14 protein-coding genes are annotated in these 16,835 nt (G+C 70.6%); 4 read left to right on the top strand and 10 right to left on the bottom strand.

Annotation, left to right across the window (positions count from 1 at the left end):
• Positions 1-107 precede the first annotated feature (107 nt).
• The 5 genes from LPC04_RS20075 to LPC04_RS20055 all read right to left on the bottom strand — a co-directional run bounded on the left by LPC04_RS20075 (position 108) and on the right by LPC04_RS20055 (position 5,130).
• Positions 108-1,094: an NADP-dependent oxidoreductase gene (locus LPC04_RS20075; protein WP_275684056.1), complete on the bottom strand. Its 987-nt coding sequence runs from the start codon at positions 1,092-1,094 to the stop codon at positions 108-110.
• Between the two features lie 60 nt (positions 1,095-1,154).
• The gene (locus LPC04_RS20070) at positions 1,155-2,585 is read right to left on the bottom strand and encodes a peptide MFS transporter (protein WP_275684055.1); all 1,431 of its coding nucleotides are present in this window, start codon (positions 2,583-2,585) and stop codon (positions 1,155-1,157) included.
• Between the two features lie 136 nt (positions 2,586-2,721).
• A complete protein-coding gene (locus LPC04_RS20065) occupies positions 2,722-3,519 on the bottom strand; it encodes a glutaminyl-peptide cyclotransferase (protein WP_275684054.1) in 798 nt (265 codons plus the stop codon).
• Between the two features lie 25 nt (positions 3,520-3,544).
• The gene (gene greB, locus LPC04_RS20060; RefSeq protein WP_275684053.1) at positions 3,545-4,108 is read right to left on the bottom strand and encodes a transcription elongation factor GreB; all 564 of its coding nucleotides are present in this window, start codon (positions 4,106-4,108) and stop codon (positions 3,545-3,547) included.
• Positions 4,105-5,130, bottom strand: coding sequence for a helix-turn-helix transcriptional regulator (locus tag LPC04_RS20055; RefSeq protein WP_275684052.1), 1,026 nt, complete (start codon positions 5,128-5,130; stop codon positions 4,105-4,107). Before LPC04_RS20055 ends, greB begins: the two co-directional genes overlap by 4 nt.
• A gap of 85 nt (positions 5,131-5,215) precedes the next feature.
• On the opposite strand from LPC04_RS20055, the gene LPC04_RS20050 reads away from it, so the two are divergent.
• Positions 5,216-6,262 (top strand): hypothetical protein, encoded by a 1,047-nt coding sequence (locus LPC04_RS20050; protein ID WP_275684051.1) that lies wholly within the window; start codon positions 5,216-5,218, stop codon positions 6,260-6,262.
• Between the two features lie 4 nt (positions 6,263-6,266).
• Here LPC04_RS20050 and LPC04_RS20045 read toward each other — a convergent pair whose 3' ends face one another.
• The 3 genes from LPC04_RS20045 to LPC04_RS20035 all read right to left on the bottom strand — a co-directional run bounded on the left by LPC04_RS20045 (position 6,267) and on the right by LPC04_RS20035 (position 10,068).
• Positions 6,267-7,088 (bottom strand): hypothetical protein, encoded by an 822-nt coding sequence (locus LPC04_RS20045; protein WP_275684050.1) that lies wholly within the window; start codon positions 7,086-7,088, stop codon positions 6,267-6,269.
• Between the two features lie 54 nt (positions 7,089-7,142).
• Positions 7,143-9,281 (bottom strand): tetratricopeptide repeat protein, encoded by a 2,139-nt coding sequence (locus LPC04_RS20040; protein WP_275684049.1) that lies wholly within the window; start codon positions 9,279-9,281, stop codon positions 7,143-7,145.
• A 193-nt stretch (positions 9,282-9,474) separates the two neighbouring features.
• Entirely contained in the window at positions 9,475-10,068 is a 594-nt protein-coding gene (locus LPC04_RS20035; RefSeq protein WP_275684048.1) for a malonic semialdehyde reductase, read from the bottom strand.
• A 146-nt stretch (positions 10,069-10,214) separates the two neighbouring features.
• Here LPC04_RS20035 and LPC04_RS20030 point away from each other — a divergent pair, with 146 nt between their 5' ends.
• The gene (locus LPC04_RS20030; protein ID WP_275684047.1) at positions 10,215-10,790 is read left to right on the top strand and encodes a flavin reductase family protein; all 576 of its coding nucleotides are present in this window, start codon (positions 10,215-10,217) and stop codon (positions 10,788-10,790) included.
• Here the strand turns inward: LPC04_RS20030 and LPC04_RS20025 are convergent.
• A complete protein-coding gene (locus LPC04_RS20025) occupies positions 10,777-12,486 on the bottom strand; it encodes a hypothetical protein (protein ID WP_275684046.1) in 1,710 nt (569 codons plus the stop codon). The two genes, LPC04_RS20030 and LPC04_RS20025, sit on opposite strands and share 14 nt — an antisense overlap.
• Positions 12,483-13,742 carry an SPFH domain-containing protein gene (locus LPC04_RS20020; RefSeq protein WP_420854747.1) on the bottom strand — a complete coding sequence of 420 codons (1,260 nt, stop codon included), beginning with the start codon at positions 13,740-13,742 and terminating at the stop codon, positions 12,483-12,485. The genes LPC04_RS20025 and LPC04_RS20020 overlap by 4 nt, the downstream gene beginning before the upstream one ends.
• A 198-nt stretch (positions 13,743-13,940) precedes the next feature.
• On the opposite strand from LPC04_RS20020, the gene LPC04_RS20015 reads away from it, so the two are divergent.
• Both LPC04_RS20015 and LPC04_RS20010 read left to right on the top strand, forming a co-directional pair.
• Positions 13,941-14,660 (top strand): response regulator transcription factor, encoded by a 720-nt coding sequence (locus LPC04_RS20015; protein ID WP_275684045.1) that lies wholly within the window; start codon positions 13,941-13,943, stop codon positions 14,658-14,660.
• Positions 14,657-16,795 (top strand): sensor histidine kinase, encoded by a 2,139-nt coding sequence (locus LPC04_RS20010; protein ID WP_275684044.1) that lies wholly within the window; start codon positions 14,657-14,659, stop codon positions 16,793-16,795. The genes LPC04_RS20015 and LPC04_RS20010 overlap by 4 nt, the downstream gene beginning before the upstream one ends.
• Positions 16,796-16,835 lie beyond the last annotated feature (40 nt).

The following is a 16,835-nucleotide window of genomic DNA, read 5'->3' as shown; positions in this document are numbered from 1 at the left end:
CTTCGGCGTTGCGAACGCTTGGAGTGGGCCCACCACGCCTGCGCGTTCGCGCCTTGAAGGCGGGCTTTCTGATGGTCACGCGGGCACGTTATTAGTGTGAACAGGCCCTAGTCGCCCGGCTTGTAGATCGGGTTCGGCACGTCGGCGATCGCGCCGGTCATGTCGAACACCAGCTTGCCCGTCGTGTGGCCGCCCTCGAGCGTGCGCAGCGCCTCCTTCGCATCGCCGAACGCGTACTTGCGCGCCAGGTGCGGCTTGACCTTGCCCGCCTGGATCAGCGCGTCGATCTCGCGCAGCTGGTCGCCACGGGGCTGCGCCGTGTAGCGCATCGCCTTCACGCCGTGTGCCTGCGCCTTGTCCTGCGGCGGCTCGGCCACGGTGCAGACCAGCGTGCCGCCCTTCTTCAGCAGCGGCCACGAGCGCTCCTGCGTTTCGCCGCCGATGAGGTCGTAGACGAGGTCGAGATCGCGCACGTGGTCGTCGAAGCGCTGCTTCTTGTAGTCGATGACCTGGTCGGCGCCGAGGCCGCGCACGAACTCGACATCGTCGGTCGAGGCGGTCGCGATCACCGTCGCGCCGCGCGCCTTCGCGAACTGCACGGCCATGTGGCCGACCCCGCCGGCGCCGGCGTGGATCAGCACGCGCTGGCCGGCCCGCAGGCCGCCGTGGTCGAACAGCCCCTGCCATGCGGTGAGTCCGGCCAGCGGGACGGCGGCGGCGACGATGCGGTCCAGCATCGCGGGCACCGGCGCGAGCTCGCTCGCGCTGGCGACGACGTACTGCGCGAAGCTGCCGTGCTCGGTGGCCATCAGGCCATGCACCAGCGTGCCAGGCACCAGCTCGGCGTCGTTCGAGCTGACCACCGTGGCGCTGAGATCGCGGCCGAGCACGAAGGGCAACATCGCCTCGGTCACGGCCGGGTACTTGCCGCTGCGGATCTTCCAGTCGACCGGATTCAGGCTGGCGGCCTCGACCTTGAGCAGCAGCTCGCCATCGCGCGGCACGGGCACCGGGATCTCGGCGTACTCGACCACCTCGGGGCCACCGAAGCGGCGGATCAACAGGGCGTGCATGGAGCGCGGCAGCGTAGGCATGGCGTGGCCTTCCGGGACGTTTCGACCATCCCGTGGCAGCAAGCGACACGCCTGCGCGCGTCAGCCCGCCGCGTCGCGCTCCGCGTTCATCGTCTCGGCCGACAGCAGGCGCCCGAACATCGCACGCGCGACGAGCAGCAGCACGCCGGCCGCAACGACGAGCAGCGCGTGCAGCGCCCAGAAATCGCGGTTGGACATGATGTCCATGAAGCCGCCCAGCCAGCCGACGAAGGTGTTGGCGACGAACAGGTGCAGGTAGTAGATGCCGATCACAAGTCCGACGATCTGCCGGGGCGCGACGCGCGAATACAGCGCCAGGCCCACGGCCAGCACGTTGGCGAAGCCGATGTCGTTGACGACAGTGTAGGCCAGCGTCCAGATCGGGCCGACCTTGCCGTGCGTGGTGTCGACGATCTGGCCGGCGATGGCCATCAGCGCCGGGCCGCCGGCCGCGATCATCGAGCCGATGGCCATCTTCATCAGCTCGTCGGGCTCGTTGCGGCGCTTGCTGTACCAGCTCCAGAACGCGATCGACATCAGCATCGTGCCGCTGCTGACGAAGGCGTCGACGCCCTGCAGCCATGTGACCGGCACCTGCCAGCCGAACATCATCAGGTCCATGTGCTTGTCCGACCAGACGGTGAAGCCGATGTTGAACTGCTGGTTGCCGACGATGGACAGCATCAGCAGCGGCAGCAGGCCGATCAGCAGCCACAGGCGGCCCCACTCGGTGCGCGTCAGCGGCGGCTGTTCGACGGTGGCGTGGCCCTTCTCGAGCTTGGGCTCGGGCGGCAGCCAGCCGCGGCCGACGAGGTAGGTCACCAGGCCGATCAGCATGCCCACGCCTGCGGCGCCGAAGCCCCAGTGGAAGCCGACTTTCTCGCCGAGCGTGCCGCACACCAGCGGCGCGCCGATGACGGCGATCTGCACCGACATCAGGAAGATCTGGAACGCCGTCGCATTGCGCTTGTCGCCGGGTGCGTACAACGCGCCGACCTGCGCCGCGATGTTGCCCTTGAAGCAGCCCACGCCGACGAGCAGGCAGGCGATCGCCAACAGGAAGCTGGACTCGAACGCCATCAGGAAGTGGCCCAGCGCCATCAGGCTGGCGCCCATGACGATGGTCTTGGTGCGGCCCAGCAGGCGGTCGGCGATCAGGCCGCCGAAGATCGGGGTCAGGTAGACCAGGCCTGCATACAGCCCGGAGATGAACAGGCCCAGCTGCAGCGGCGTGCGCGGCCCGGTGACGGCCTCGACGGCCACGCGCACCACGTTGATGCCCATCACGCTGCCGATGTGCTCGGGCAGGAACAGGTACTTGGTGAGGTACAGGCCCAGCAGGATCTGCATCCCGTAGTACGAGAACCGCTCCCAGAGCTCGCAGAACGACAGCCAGCCGAGCCCCGCGGGGTGGCCGAGGAACGCGGTGTCGTCACGCGAGAACTCGTCTTTCGAGTACGGTTGGGCGGTATGGGGGGCGATAGCGGACACGTTGCAATGCTCTGCGGGAAAAGGATGCGGGACTGTCGTCCAGGTGCCGGATCCGCGCAAGGCGGAAAGCCCGGAGCCGGTGACGAGCGGTGAAATGGTGGGCACGAAGGGCGGCACCGAGGCCGCGGACGCAGGATCAGCGCTTGACGAGCCTGACCTCGAACACCTTGGGCCAGAACTTGCCGGTGAGCCACAGCCGCTTGGTGGCGGCGTCGTAGGCGATGCCGTTGAGCACGTCCGTGTGCTCGGGGATGTAGTCCTTCATCGCCAGCAGGCCCTTGCAGTCGATCCATCCGACGACCTCGCCGGTCTTGGGATCGATGCGCGCGATGCGGTCGGTCTGCCAGATGTTCGCGTAGATCTCACCCTCGACCCACTCGAGCTCGTTGAGCTGGTCGACCGGCTTGCCTTGCGCGGTGACGTGGATGCGGTGCGTCTCGATCAGCGTGTCCGGATTGAGGAAGCGGATGTCGGCGGTGCCGTCGCTCATCACGATTTCGGTGTCGTTGTGCGTCAAGCCCCAGCCCTCGCCCGGATAGCCGAACTTGCCCAGGGTGTTGAAGCTGTCGAGGTCGAGCACGTAGCCGACCTGGCTCTTCCAGGTGAGGCCGACCAGCCGGCCGTGCCAGGGCGCGATGCCCTCGCCGAACATCTCGGGCGGCAGGTTCGCGCGCTGCACCACCTGGCCCGTCTCGGGCTTGACCTTGCGCACGGTCGAATGGCCGTCCAGGCCCGTGCTTTCGTAGAAATAGCCGTTGAGGAAGAAGAAGCCTTCGGTGAAGGCGTTGATGTCGTGCGGCGTGGTGCGCACGACCTGGACGCCATACATGGGAATGGCCTTGGCGGGCGCGTCCGACGGCGCGGCCTGCGAGACGGGCGCGAGCAGCGCGCAAGCCGCGAGGATCGCGCCCGCGATCAGGGAGGAAGCCTTCATTCGTTGCAGTCTCAGGAAATTCAGTTCATTGCGCGGCGGGCGCGGGATAGCTCACCGAGATCACCTCGATCGTCTCGACGCCCACCGGCGTCACGAGCTGCAGCGTGTCGCCTTCGCGCGCCTTCAGCAGCGTACGCGCGATCGGCGACACCCAGCTGACCTCGCCCTGTAGCGAATCGACCTCGTCGATGCCCTTGATCGTGACGGTGCGCTCGTCGCCGTCGTCGTTGGCGTAGGTGACGGTGGCGCCGAAGAAGACCTGGTCGCTGCCGTGGTGCGCGGAGGGGTCGGCGACGACGGCGATGTCGAGCCGCTTGATCAGGAAGCGGATGCGGCGGTCGATCTCGCGCAGCCGCTTCTTGCCATAGATGTAGTCGCCGTTCTCGCTGCGGTCGCCGTTGGACGCGGCCCAGTGCACGATCTCGACGATCTTCGGCCGCTCCTCGTCGATCAGCTGCAGCAGTTCGGCGCGCAGGCGGTCGTGGCCCTGCGGCGTGATGTAGTTCTTGCCGCCGGCCGGCAGCGCGGGCAGCGACGGGCCGTCGTCGTCGTCCTCGCTGTCGGATTCCTTGGTGAAGGCCTTGTTCATGCCGCTTCGTTCTCCGCATACGACGCCAGCGTCGCCTGCAGTTGATCGCGAACCTCGGCGACGAGTTCCGGCGGCGACAGCACCTGCACGTTGGGGCCGTGGCGCAGCACGTCCATCACGAGCTCGGTGGAATCGGAATACGGGATGCGCATGCGCAGCGAGCCATCGGCCTGGGGCTTCAGCTGCTGCTGCGGATGCCATTCCTCCTGCGCGACCCACTGCGCGGCCTGGGCGCTGAAGTGCAGCGTGGCCCAGCGCAGCTGCGCGCCGCCGAAGATGCCGTAGCCCTGGTCGAGCGCCTTTTCGACCTCCGGCATCGGCAGTTCGCGTGCCGGCTCGTCCAGCACCTTGGCCGATCGCACCGCATCGAGCGCGAAGCGGCGCAGGCCCTCGCTCGCGTGGCACCACGCGTCGAGGTACCACGTGTTGCGGTAGTGCAGCAGCCGCTGCGGCGACAGCACGCGCTCGGATTCGCTGCGCTTGCTGCGCGTGTAGTAGCTGATCAGGAGCCGCCGCCGGCTCAGCACCGCGCTGACGGCCTCCTCGAACCAGCGGCTCGTGACGGCGCGCTTGGCCGGGTTGACGATGCGCACGCGGCGCATCAGCGCCTGCGCCTCGTCGCCGCTGGCGCCCAGCATGCCGTGCAGCTTGTCCAGCAGCGGCTGCAGGTGGCGGCCCAGCACGCCGCCGTCGTCGAGGCCGGCGATCAGTTGATGCATCGTCAAGAGTGCGTGAAGTTCCTTTTCGCTGAACCAGACGCCGGGCAGCTCGTGCTTCTTGGCGACGACCGCGCGCGTGGACGTCCCGCCGTCGACCGCGGCGGCCGCGGCATCGGCGAAGCGATAGACGTTCTCGTCCCGGGCGTAGACGATGGGCGCGTCCATGCGGTCGCGCAGGTATTGCAGGTCGCGCTTGAGCGTCGCGGGCGACACCTCGAGCTCGGAAAGCAGCTGGTCGAAGCTGACGCCGGCCTGCCGCTTGATCAGCAATTCGATCCGGTAGAAACGTTCTGTCCTGTCCATGGGCCCCTATTTTGCCCTAGCTCATCGTGTGAGCTTGTGAGATCGCAAACTGCCCTCACTCTCCGATCAGAACGAGGACGTCACCATGAACCAGGCCACCTTCAACTTCGCCCCCAAGGGCAAGCGCGCCGACATCGCCGCAACGCGCCTCGTTGCCGCGAAGGCGCCGGTTCGTGACGTCGCGCCGGCCAACGACGTCGATCCCGGCGACGCGATCGGCTTCGAGTTCGCGCGCTATGGCATGGTGCCGCCGGCGCCCTGCCTGTGGCCGGGCCATCCGATCCGCGAAGGCTGGGAGCGCGGCCGCCGCGCGATGGCGCGACGCACGCGTCCGGCGACGCTGGCGGTCACGCGCTGGCTCGCGCTGCGCCTGGCGGCCTGGCAGCGCGGCGAGGCCTTCGACGACCACCAGATCACGCCGCAGGTGCTGCGCTCGCTGGAAGTCGCGACGCACTGCCCGGTCACCGGCCGCGCGCTGCAGGACGACGCCTGCGTGGTGCCCATCGACCTGCAGCGCGGCTGGGTCGCCGGCAACCTCGTGCTGCTGAGCCCGACGATCGCCGAGCGCTGGACGACGATCGACTGGGCGATGGCCAGGGACTGCCTGGCGCGCGCCGAGGCCGAGCCCGAGATCCTCGTCGACGGCCTGCCGCTGCGCCACTGGCGCCGCATCGTGGCGCTGAAGTCGCTCGCCACGCCGCTGCCGCACGACGAGGCCGCGCGCATCCCGCTGCACGTGCTGCCGCCCAACCGCATCCGCCTCGTCAACCCGATCCAGGAGCTGCAGGCCGTGCTGACGCTGCAGCTGGCTGTCGCCGGCTGGGGCCAGCGCGCGCGGGGCATCGCCGAATCGCTGCCGGTCGCGCTGCGCAACGAGTTCAACCTGTTCTTCAACTCGCTGCTCGCGCAGGCGCTGCGCCAGGGCCACGGATCGGCCAAGGCCGAGATGCGCGACGCGCTCGCCACCGCCTGGGGCGACGACGTGGTGATGCGTCGCTGGGGGCGCTTCGCAGCGCTGGTGGACGCGCCGCTCGCCGAGACGCTGGTGGAACGCCTGACGCGCGAACCGATGCCCGGTCTCTACGTGGTGCGCCACGGCGAGGTCGAGGCCAAGCAGGCGATGGCCGCCTGACGCCTCACTCCGTCCGGCCCGCGGCCCGCAGGAGCACGACGCCGAGCAGGCCGGGCAGCACCCACGGGATCGCGGGGATGCGCACGATGACGGCCGGCTGCGTGTACCAGGGCGCGGTCTGTCCCGAGATGGTCGGGTACTCGATGCCGCCCAGGACCAGCAGCACGAGGATCAACAGGCACAGCACGGCGACGATGCGCGCGCCCAGCCGCCGCTGCAACGCCGTCGCGGCCATGGCGGTCGACATCAGCGCCGTCGCAAGGTACGTGAGGCAGCAGGCGAAGAACTCCAGAACGTCGTAGAGGTGGCTGAAGAGCGGTGGAACGGGCGTGTGGTCGCCGCCGAGCACCTGCGTCGCCTGCGCGAACGTGATGGCGATGCAGGCCAGGTAGAGCAGGCCGGCAGGAACGGCCGCCGCGAATCCGAGCGCGCTCCAGAAGCGTTCGCCGCGCTCGCGCAACGCGTCGCGCAGCGTCATGAACCCGCCGCCCACCAGCAGCGCATCGACCATCAGCAAGGCGTAGCGATGCTGGTTCTCCAGCGTGCTGGCCTGGAACGGCGCGCCCAGGCCCGTCCACAGCAGCGCGATCAGCACCCACGGCGCAAGCAGCAACCCGCCGGATGCGGCGAGCGTGCGCGATGGCGAGGCGCCGTTGGCGAGCGCGGGGCCGGCCAGCCGCCAGGCACATGCCAGCGCCAGGACGAAGACGACGAGGCCGATGATCTCGCGGCCCGGCAGCCCGTGCAGCGGTCGCGCGCCCAGGCCGAAGGCCACGAAGGGCAGCGCGAACAGCACGCAGGAACTGGCTCGATTGATCAGCTTCATGCATCGTCCTCCCGTTGAAGTCCGGGCGACTGCGACGACGTCGGGGACGTTCGCCTAGCCGCGGTTCTCGCGCGTCATCGCCAGCTCGAGGTCCTCGAGCTGTTCCTTCGCGTCGCCGACGCCGTCGTGCGCGGCCAGCGTCATCAGGCGCATCGCCTCGCGCAGGTCGCGCTCGAGGCCGCGGCCGTCGGCGGTCATCTGGCCGAGGTGGTACCAGGCAGCCGGGATCTTCTTGTCGGCGGCCTGGCGATACAGCGTCACGGCCTTGGCGAGATCCTGCGGCACGCCGCGGCCGCGTTCGTACTTGCCGGCGAGCATGATCATCGCCTCGCCGTGGTCGTTCTGCACCGCGCGCTCAAGCCACCAGACGGCGCGCTCGTCGTCGTGCGGCACGCCGTCGCCGGTGCTGCAATGCATCGCCAGCTCGTACTGCGCCTGCGCGTAGCCGCCGCCCGCGGCCTGCGTGATCAGCGCGATGCAGCGCGCCATGTCGTGCCGGACGCCCTTGCCGATGCGGTGCATCCAGGCCAGCCGATACGTGCCATGGGCGTTGCCGGCCTCCGACGCGCGCGTGAGCAGGCTCACGGCCTGCGCGGTGTCGCCCGGCACGCGCAGGCCCGTCTCGAACTCCTGGCCCAGGCGCGCGAGCGCCGGCGCGTGGCCCTTGGCGACCGCGCTGCGCAGCAGCTGCAGGCCCTTGGCGACATCCTGCCTGACCGTGTCGCCCTCGAGATGGATCGCTGCCAGCGCGAGTTCGGCGGCGGCATTGCCGGCGTCGGCCGCGGCCTGCCAGAGCTGCCGGGCGGTCGCCGGGTTCTTCGCGACGCCCAGGCCTTGCCACAGCAGTCCGGCGAGCGCGACGCAGGCGTGCGCGGGGCTCGTCAGCGCGTTCGGATCGGCGCGCCCACGCGGCGCCTGCTTGATCCGCTGCTCCAGCCAGGAGACGCACTCCTGCAGGTGGTCGGCCGGGCTGCGCGAGACGAACAGCACGCCCTCGCGCACCTGCGTGGCCGTGGCGGTGCGCCGTTGGCCGCGCGCGTCCTTGAAGACGCAGGCCATGTGGCCGTCGGAGCCCGGCACCAACTGCACGACCCGGCCCGGCAGCAGCCCGCCGTCGGTCAGCACGGCGTCGCCGATGCGCATCTGCTCGCCGGTCGCATACGACGGCGGCACGTGCACGGCGGCCGGCAGCAGCGAGGGCACGTCGCGCCGGCCTTCGTAGTGGTCGAGCCAGGACTTGCCCGCCGGCCATCGCACGCCCTGGGCGCCCCGCTTGACGGCGGCATTCAGGCGCAGGAAGGTCTCCTCCGGCACGTTGAACTCCCACACCGACGGGTCGAGGATCGCGAGCGGGCGGCCGTCGGCGGCGGGACGGTAGCGGAAGGCCATGCGCAGCCGCAACGGCGACGGCCCATAGGTCTGCACGGTCACCGAGATCGCCGGCACGCGCGCGCCCGACGCATTGATCCATGTGTTGTAGACGAAGGTCTTCCAGGCCGCGCCCTCGCGGTTGTCGGCCAGCGCCGCCTCGCCGCGCGCGGCGGCGTCCTCGCCTTCGTAGGGCAGCGTGACGATGTTGGTGCGCTGGCCGCGCGGGTGGTGCCAGGCGATCTGCGGCAGCGCGGGCCGGCCCTCGGCCACGGCGGCCATCATCGTCGAGGCCGTGACGCCCACCAGGCGCGCCGCGTTCCACCAGGCCATCGGCAGGTCGTATTCGAGCTCGTTGGCGACGCTGAGCAGGTAGTCGGACGCCTTGTCGTATTGCCCCAGCCCCAGCCCGAACAGGCGGTCGTGCAGCCAGACCAGCGGCAGGAACAGCAGGCCCTGGTCGGGCGCCAGCGCCACCAGGCGCGTGAACGGGGTGTCGGCGATGCTGGCCCAGTCGGCGGTGGCCTTCTGGGCCGAACGGGTGTCGTGCCACTCGATCTCGGCGCCGGTGCGGCGCGAGAGCACGGCCATCAGGTAGAAGGCCAGCAGCGAGAGGAAGTTGCGCCCGGCGGGATCGGCGATGAACGCCTCGTGCACCGGCCGGGTCCGGTCGCGGATCGCCTTGAGCAGCAGGTCGATGCGTTCCAGGCTCTCTTCCGAGTAGTCCAGCTGCGCCTGCAGCAAGGCCTTGCCGAACTTCCAGCCGCCATCCGCCTCGCCGCCACGCGCGTAGGTCTCGAGGAAAAGTCGTGCGACGTCGTTCAAGCGGCCTCCCAGCCGTCACCATTTTTCTTCCCATCGAGGGGACGGGTGAATGTAGCGGGAGAAGCTCGCCAATGGCTACATCGGACGTGTGAAAGTGCCGTGTTGCGCAACGGTCCGGCTGGTGAATCGGGGGGCCCCCCGACGCAAAAGGGCCGCACGCGGCGGCCCTCCCGATGTCGGCGAACGCGGGGCGTCAGTCGATGCGCGCCATCGTGTGGAACGGCAGGCGCGGGCCGCGCGGCCAGTTGCCGGTGGCGTCGCCGTAACCCAGGTTGATCAGGAAGTTGGACTTCCACTTGCCGTCCGGGAAGAAGGCGGCGTCGACGGCGGCGTTGTTGAAACCGCTCATCGCGCCCGAGTCGATGCCCAGCGCGCGGGCGGCGATGATCAGGTAGGCGCCCTGCAAGGTGCTGTTGCGAAAAGCCGTGTTCTCGATGAACGGCGCGTTGCCGTGGAACATGTCGCGCGCGCCCGGCATCGCCGGGAACTGCGTGGGCAGGTGCTCGTGGAACTCGGTGTCGTAGGCGACGATCGCCGTGACCGGCGCGACCATCGTCTTGTCGACGTTGCCGCCCATCAGCGCGCCCTTGAGCTTTTCCTTGGCCTCGGCGCTGCGCACGAAGACGATGCGGCCCGGCTGCGAGTTCATCGAGGTCGGGCCCCACTTCATCAGGTCGACCAGCGAGTGCAGCGTCGCGTCGTCGATGGGGCGCGGCTGGAACTTGTTGAAGGTGCGGGCGTCGAGGAACAGCTGCTTCAGGGCGGCGTCGTTGAGGGCTTGGGTCATGTCTGGATCCTGGGAGGTTGGTCGGTGAAGGCGACGTCGATGCGGCGCGGACACGTCATCTTCGCCGCGGCTCCTCCCCCATCCGTGCAGCGGACTCGAAGGCCCCATTCAAATTCCGTCAACATCGGTCAGGCGAGAATCGCCGCATGCGCCAACCCGTCCCGCTCGATCGCTGCACCCGACTCCTCAACCACGGCCCGACGGTGCTCGTGAGCGCCGAGCACGACGGCCGCCGCAACGTGATGGCGGCGGCCTGGTCGATGCCGCTCGATTTCACGCCGCCCAAGGTCGCCGTCGTCCTCGACAAGCAGACCTTCACCCGCACGCTGATCGAGGCCGGCGGCACTTTCGTGCTCGGGGTGCCCTCGGTGGCGATCGCGGCGCTCACCGACCATGTCGGCAGCTTCAGCGGCCGCGACGGCGAGAAGTTCACGGCCGCCCTCGCCTCCGCCGAGCCCGGCCCCGCCACCGGCGCGCCGCTGGTCGACGGCTGCATCGCCTGGCTGGAATGCAGGCGCCTGCCCGAGCCGCACATCGAGCAGGCCTACGACCTGTTCCTCGGCGAGGTCGTCGCGGCCTGGGCCGACGACCGCGTGTTCCGCGACGGCCGCTGGCACTTCGACGGCGTCGACGACTCGCTGCGTTCGCTGCACCACATCGCCGGCGGGCACTTCTTCGCGATCGGCAACGAGGTGAAGTACACGCCGATCAGCGAAGACTGACCGTCACGCGCTTCCAGGCCGGATCCTGGAAACGGTTGAACGCCTTCAGCGAGGACGGCGCGTCGGCCGTCTTCTGCGTCGCGAGCGTCTGGCCATCGAGCAGCTCGTAGGTGCGCGCGGGCTTGTTGTTGCGCGCGGAAACGCGCACCTCGCGCGCCGCCAGCACCTGGCCCGTGCCCGGCACCCAGCCGGCGAATTCGACGTAGCCGACGCCGCTGGCTTCGGTCGACGGCGGCAGCACCTGCAGCGTCCAGCCGGCGGGCGTCGCGCGGAACATCCACAGCTCGCGCCAGGTGGCCAGCGGCTGCACGGCCAGCGTCAGCGCGGTCGAATTGGCGTTCGCGCGCGCCGAGGCCGTCCACACGGTGCCGAACGTGCAACGGCGAGCCAGCGGATGGTCGGCGCCATGCCTTGCATCGAGCAGCAGCACGCAGGTCTCGCCCGGCTGGCCGGCCTGCGTCGCGACGTGCAGGCCGGTCGCGGCCGGCGCGAACACCGGCTCGGCGGCCCAGCGCGAGGCGCCGACTCGCATCGCGGCGTCGGTCCAGGTCGACTGGTCGTCGTCGGCCACTTCGTTCTTGTCGACGCCGGCCAGCGCCTCCAGCGCCTGGTTGCCGGCGGAGAGCACGTCGTTGGCGCCGACCGCGGGCAGGCCGTTGGTGGGTGCGCCGGCCTCGACGGCGAGGCGGCGGCTGTCCTCGAACGCCAGCGCCGCCCACACGCCGGCCTGGCGCATGCGGATGCGGTTGCGCAGGTACGGCGGCAAGCCGGCCGTCGGCACGCGCGCCAGCAGCTCGGCACGCGCCTGGTCGACCTGCCAGCGCTGCAGCGGCGGCGTCATGTCGGCGATGCAGTCGTGGCGCGTCAGCGCGAGCGCCGCGCGGGCCGCCTGCTCAGGGCTGGGCGACAACGCCAGTGCGTGGCGGAAAGCGTCGCCGTCGTAGCACAGCCAGACATGGCCGTCGCGCTCGAGGCTCGCGAAGTGCACGCCCAGATCGGCCGCCACCTCGAGCTGCGCGGCGATGCTCGGCTCGCCCGGGCGCACCGGCGCGTTGGCGGCGTTGGTGGCCGACACGTTGGCGCGCCAGGCGAGGCGCTCGGCCATGGTGCCCATCGCGTCGAAGACCTCCGCGTCGATCGAGCCGGCCGGCGCGGCCTTCAGGTAGGCGGCGGCCAGGCCCAGCCCGAGCGACTCGGAGCCGCTGCGATCGCGCAGGAAGCGCACCAGCGACAGCAGCTCGGGTGCCTCCTCGGGCGCGAGCGTGAGCGCGCGCACCGCGTTCGCGCGCACGTAGCCGCCGCGCTCGCGCGCGAGGTCGTAGACCTGCAGGTAGTCCAGGCGCTCGCCGCGCAGCTCCAGCAGCTCGCCCTGCGTCAGCAACGCCAGCGGCGTGCCACCGCTCTTCGCGCCGCTGCGCAGCGGCACGGCGTCCTGCGTGACGAGCGCGTAGCGCGGCGCCGGCGTCGCGGGCGGCGCCTTCGCGACCACCGGCGCGATCGTGGCGGCCGGCACGGCGCGCGTGGTGCCCGCGGCCTGCGCGGCCGGCACGAACATCACGCAGGACACCGCGCAGGCCGTCGCCAGCAGGCACACGAGCAGGGTGCGCCACGACTTCGCGTCGCCCTGCGGATGGCCGAACTCGTGGTTGCGGCGCGTCATGCGGTGCGCGACGCGGATGCGGTCGTGCGTGTTCATTGCGCGTTCTCCTGCGAGGCGTCGGCGTCGGCCGCCTTCGCGGTCGTCGTCGTCGCGTTGCGGGCGTTGCCCAGCAGCGTCGAGCCAATGAAGCCGCCATCGGCCGGCGGGGGCGCGATGATCACCTGGATCTTGTCGGACAGCTTGTCGGCCATGGTCTTCTGGATCAGCAGGGGATGGCGCGTGATCAGGTCGCCCTCGCGCGCCATCTGCTCGCTCGTCGACTTGCCGACCTTCTCCAGCCGATAGACCTCCGCGTCGGCCAGCTTGTTGCGCGAGTCGGCCTCGCCGGCGGCCTCGATGCGGCGCGCCTCGGCGGTGCCCTCGGCCGTCTTGATGCGCGACGCCTTCTCGGCCTCGGCCTCGAGCTGGCGCTGCTGGATCTGCTTCTGCTTGAACGGCAGCACGTGGGCCATCGCCTCTTCCTGCGCCTTGGCCGCGATGATCTGCTCCTGGCCGGCCGCCTCGGCGGCCTTCTCGCGCTTGACCTTGTCGGCCTCGGCCTCGAGCGCCGCCTGCTTGACCTCCTTGTCCTTCAATTCGAGCGTGAAGCGCATCTTCTCGCTCGCGAGTTCCTCGGCGAGCAGCGACTCCATGCCCTTCTTGTAGTCGGCCGGCAGGTCGACCTGGCCGATCTGCACGTCGCGCAGCACGATGCCGTCGGCGGCCAGCTTCGGGCGCAGCTCGCTCTCGATGATCTGCTGGATCTCGGCGCGCTTGGACGAGAAGATCTCGCGCACCGTGTAGCGCGTGAACACGCGGTAGATCACGCCGCGCACGGCCGGCGCGACGACCTGGCCGCCGACGTCGGCCGGCAGGTCGCGCGCGATCGTCGCGACGCGCGCCGGGTCGAGCGCGTAGTGCGCGGAGACGTCGACGCCCAGCGACAGGCCCTCGACCGACTGGAACGGCGCGCTGCCGTTGGCGGACGCGCTGTCGGCGGGATGGAAGGTCTGCTCGTGCAGGTCATAGACGCGCAGGTCGTGCAGGCCCGGGACGACGAACACGGTGCCGGCGCGCACGACGCTGGCGTTGCCGCTGAAGCGGTTCATGCGCACGCCGATCTCGCCGTCGGGGACGTTGCGCAGCGGTGGATGCGTCCACAGCCCCCACGCGGCGGCCGCGGCCACGGCGCAGGCCGTCAGCGACAGCACGCGAACGCGCGGCAGGCGGTCGGCGAAGCGCTCGAGCGGGCTCGGGCGCGGCAGCTCGTCGCCGTTGAAGGGGTGGTCGGGATGCAGGTCGTTGTCGGTCACAAGGTTCTCCTCGATGTGTGAGCCCATTCTTTCGAGCCCCCACCGAGCGTTCAACGACGCCGCGGCCACGTTGCGTTCACGCGGACGCCGGGTGCGCTCCGGAAGCCGGAGCAAACACTCACGCCCCGCCCGCCGGGGCCGCCGGATAATCGACCCCGGATGCCGGACGTGGCATCCGTCCACCGAAAGGCCTGCCCCGTGTCGAACACCGCCACCCGCGTCGCGATCATCGAAGACGACCCGCCGACGAGCGACCAGCTCAAGGGCTGGATCCTGTCGGCGCGCCCGGGCCTCGTCGTCGACCAGTGGTTCAGCCGCGACGAGGCCGAGGCCGCGATCGCGCGCGAGCGCTACGACCTCGTCGTGATGGACATCGAACTCGGGCGCGAGCGGCACGCCGGCGTCGCGCTGATCAACGCGATCAACAAGCAGCACGGCACGCCGGTCCTGGTCGTCTCGGCGATGCCGGCCACGATCTACCGCAGCATCATGAAGGCGCTCGACGCCTGGGACTACCTGCAGAAGACGACCTTCGAGGAGGCCGACTTCATCGACACGGTGCTGGAGATGCTGCGCGCCTCGAAGGATCGCCCCGCCGCGAAGACCGGCGCGACGACGGCCGTCGACCAGGAGCTGAGCATCGACCCGCTGGGCCAGGGGGCCGTGCTGTGGCGCGGCCACCGCGTGAACCTGCCGCTGACCGCGCAGCGCATCCTCGCGGCGCTGCACGCGCGGCGCGGCGAGGTGGTGTCGTACGACGAGCTGTTCCAGGTCGTCAAGACGGGCCGCAACCGCGACAACGTGCGCAAGCACATCAGCACGATCCGCGAGGCCTTCCGCGACATCGAGCCGGAGTTCGAGGGCATCGAGAGCGTGCCGATGCGCGGCTTCCGCTGGCTGGCGACAGCGCAGAAGTGACCTGGCGCGCCCGCATCGCCGCCTGGCGCTGGCCCGGCATCGCGTTCTTCCGCCTGCGGCTGTTCTTCCGCGGCGTGTTCCTGCTGCTTGCGCTGGCCACGGTCGCGATCGCGCTGTCGGTGCTGCAGGACGAGAAGGAGCTGAGCCATCGCAACTATCGCCAGGGCTTCGCCAAGACGATGGGCCAAGTGGCCGCGCAGCTGCGGCATCCGGCCGGGCAGCTGGCGCTGCTGAATCCGGCCGCGTCGTCGTCCGCGGGCAGCGTGCACCCGCTGGTGCTGCCCTTTTCGGCGCTGGACTTCGACGACCACAACAAGGTCGAACAGGCCGTCGAGATGGCGGGCTGCGCACGCCAGTACCCGGACGACGCCGCGCTCTGCGTGGCCATCGGCAGCAATCCTTACGCGGGCGGCTTCGTCTACGTGGTGGGGCATGCGCCCAGCCCGCCGCCGGTGGCGCACGAGGCGGGCGAGCACGACCTGGCGCTGTCCAGCCGCCTGCGCGTGGACGTCTCGCTGCGCGGCCGCCGCTTCGCCTGGATCGCGCCCTTCGAGCCGGAGCCGGCCACCGCCGTCAACGTGATCCGCGGGCGCCTGACCGGCTTCGCCGAGGACGCCGACGGCCGTGTGCTGCCGCGCCCGGTGCGCGACTTCCGCGGCTGGCTGTGGCAAAGCGGCCCGTGCGTGGACGGCGGCACGGTGATCGACACTTGCGCGCGGCGCGCGTTCTTCTCGGTGCGGCTGCCCGTGGAGATCCTGCACGACGACGTGGTGGCGTCGGCGCACCCGGTCTGGCCGCCGGCCGACATGAACCGCATCGACGTTCGCGTGCAATGGCTCGCCCCCGGCGACGCCGCGCCGCTGTTCGACAGCGCCCGGCCCGGCGCGACGCCGCCGTTCTCGCTGGCCGACCTCAGCGCGCAGCTGCTGCCCGGCGAGACGCTGCAGCTGCGCAAGCTCGATGGCAAGAGCGCCGCGCCGCTGGCGACGATCAAGGGCGCGGCGCCGGTCACGCCGCCGACGTCGAGCTGGGTGCCGCAGGCCGTCAACGACTTCCTCGGCTACGCCGTGCGCGGCCTGCTGCGCCGGCTGCCGATCGAGGACGAGGACGTGCCGATCGAGGCCACCGAGACCATCCGCACCGCCGCCGGCAGCTACGAGCTGCACGGCTTCGGCGACGAGCGCAGCGCCAACCGCGCGCTGGCGCTGGTGGCGACGCGGGTGTCGTGGTTCGTCGTCGCGATGCTGCTGGCGCTGGCGCTCGCCTGGGGCGCGATCGAGTGGACCATCATCCGCCGCATCACGATGCTGTCCAAGCGCTCGCGCGCGGTCACGGCCGCGGTGGTGGCGGACGACAAGGCGGCCCCCTGGTCGACGCTGGACATCGCCGACCTGCGCAGTCCGGATGAACTCGGCGTGCTGGCGAGCAACCTCGCCGAGCTGCTGCAGCGCGTCGACGAGAGCATGCAGCGCGAGCGGCTGCGCGCCGAGCGCGAGAAGGACCAGTGGATGGCCGTGGGGCACGAGATCATGTCGCCGCTGCAGTCGCTGATCGCGCTGCACGGCGCGCCCGACGACGCGAGCCGGCGCTACATCCTGCGCATGCAGCAGGCGATCCGCGTGCTGTACGGCAGCGCGTCGCCCAGCGAGGCCTTCGAGTCGACGACGCTGCAGCTCGCGACGCTCGACCTCGACGCCTTCCTCGCCGAGGTCGCCGCCAACGCGCCGCACGCCGGCATCGTCGACGTGCGCTACGACGGGCCCGGCGAGGCGGTGGTCGTGCGCGCCGACGAATACCCGCTGGAAGACGTCGTCACGCACGTGCTGCAGAACGCGCAACGCCATCGCCGCGCGGGCTCGCCGATCACGCTGCGCCTGCGCGCGGACGAGGCGCGCGCGACGGTCGAACTCCACAACGAGGGCGACGCCATCCCGCCCGCGCTGATCGACAAGATCTTCGAGTACGGCGTCTCGGGCGCGCAAGCGGGCGAAGCCCTCGACGCCCACTCGCCGCAGCGCGGCCAGGGCCTGTTCGTCGTCAAGACCTACATGGCCAAGATGGGCGGCACGGTGGCCGCGGAGAACGTGCCGGGCGGCGTGAGGATCGTGCTGACGCTGCCGCGCGCGACCGGCTGAGCCGACGTCGCCGCAGGCACGTTGCAGCACTGTCACGCAA

The organism is Scleromatobacter humisilvae (assembly GCF_023231945.1).
GTDB classification, from domain to species: domain Bacteria; phylum Pseudomonadota; class Gammaproteobacteria; order Burkholderiales; family Burkholderiaceae_C; genus Scleromatobacter; species Scleromatobacter humisilvae.
Note: the sequence above shows the minus strand (reverse complement) of the source record. Positions and strands in the feature narration are given on the sequence as shown.

Excerpts from the sequence above, each read along its gene's own strand:
- LPC04_RS20075 (WP_275684056.1), bottom strand. The coding sequence starts at position 1,094 with ATGCCTACGCTGCCGCGCTCCATGCACGCCCTGTTGATCCGCCGCTTC.
- LPC04_RS20065 (WP_275684054.1), bottom strand. The coding sequence starts at position 3,519 with ATGAAGGCTTCCTCCCTGATCGCGGGCGCGATCCTCGCGGCTTGCGCG.
- greB (WP_275684053.1), bottom strand. The coding sequence starts at position 4,108 with ATGAACAAGGCCTTCACCAAGGAATCCGACAGCGAGGACGACGACGAC.
- LPC04_RS20055 (WP_275684052.1), bottom strand. The coding sequence starts at position 5,130 with ATGGACAGGACAGAACGTTTCTACCGGATCGAATTGCTGATCAAGCGG.
- LPC04_RS20050 (WP_275684051.1), top strand. The coding sequence starts at position 5,216 with ATGAACCAGGCCACCTTCAACTTCGCCCCCAAGGGCAAGCGCGCCGAC.
- LPC04_RS20045 (WP_275684050.1), bottom strand. The coding sequence starts at position 7,088 with ATGAAGCTGATCAATCGAGCCAGTTCCTGCGTGCTGTTCGCGCTGCCC.
- LPC04_RS20035 (WP_275684048.1), bottom strand. The coding sequence starts at position 10,068 with ATGACCCAAGCCCTCAACGACGCCGCCCTGAAGCAGCTGTTCCTCGAC.
- LPC04_RS20030 (WP_275684047.1), top strand. The coding sequence starts at position 10,215 with ATGCGCCAACCCGTCCCGCTCGATCGCTGCACCCGACTCCTCAACCAC.
- LPC04_RS20025 (WP_275684046.1), bottom strand. The coding sequence starts at position 12,486 with ATGAACACGCACGACCGCATCCGCGTCGCGCACCGCATGACGCGCCGC.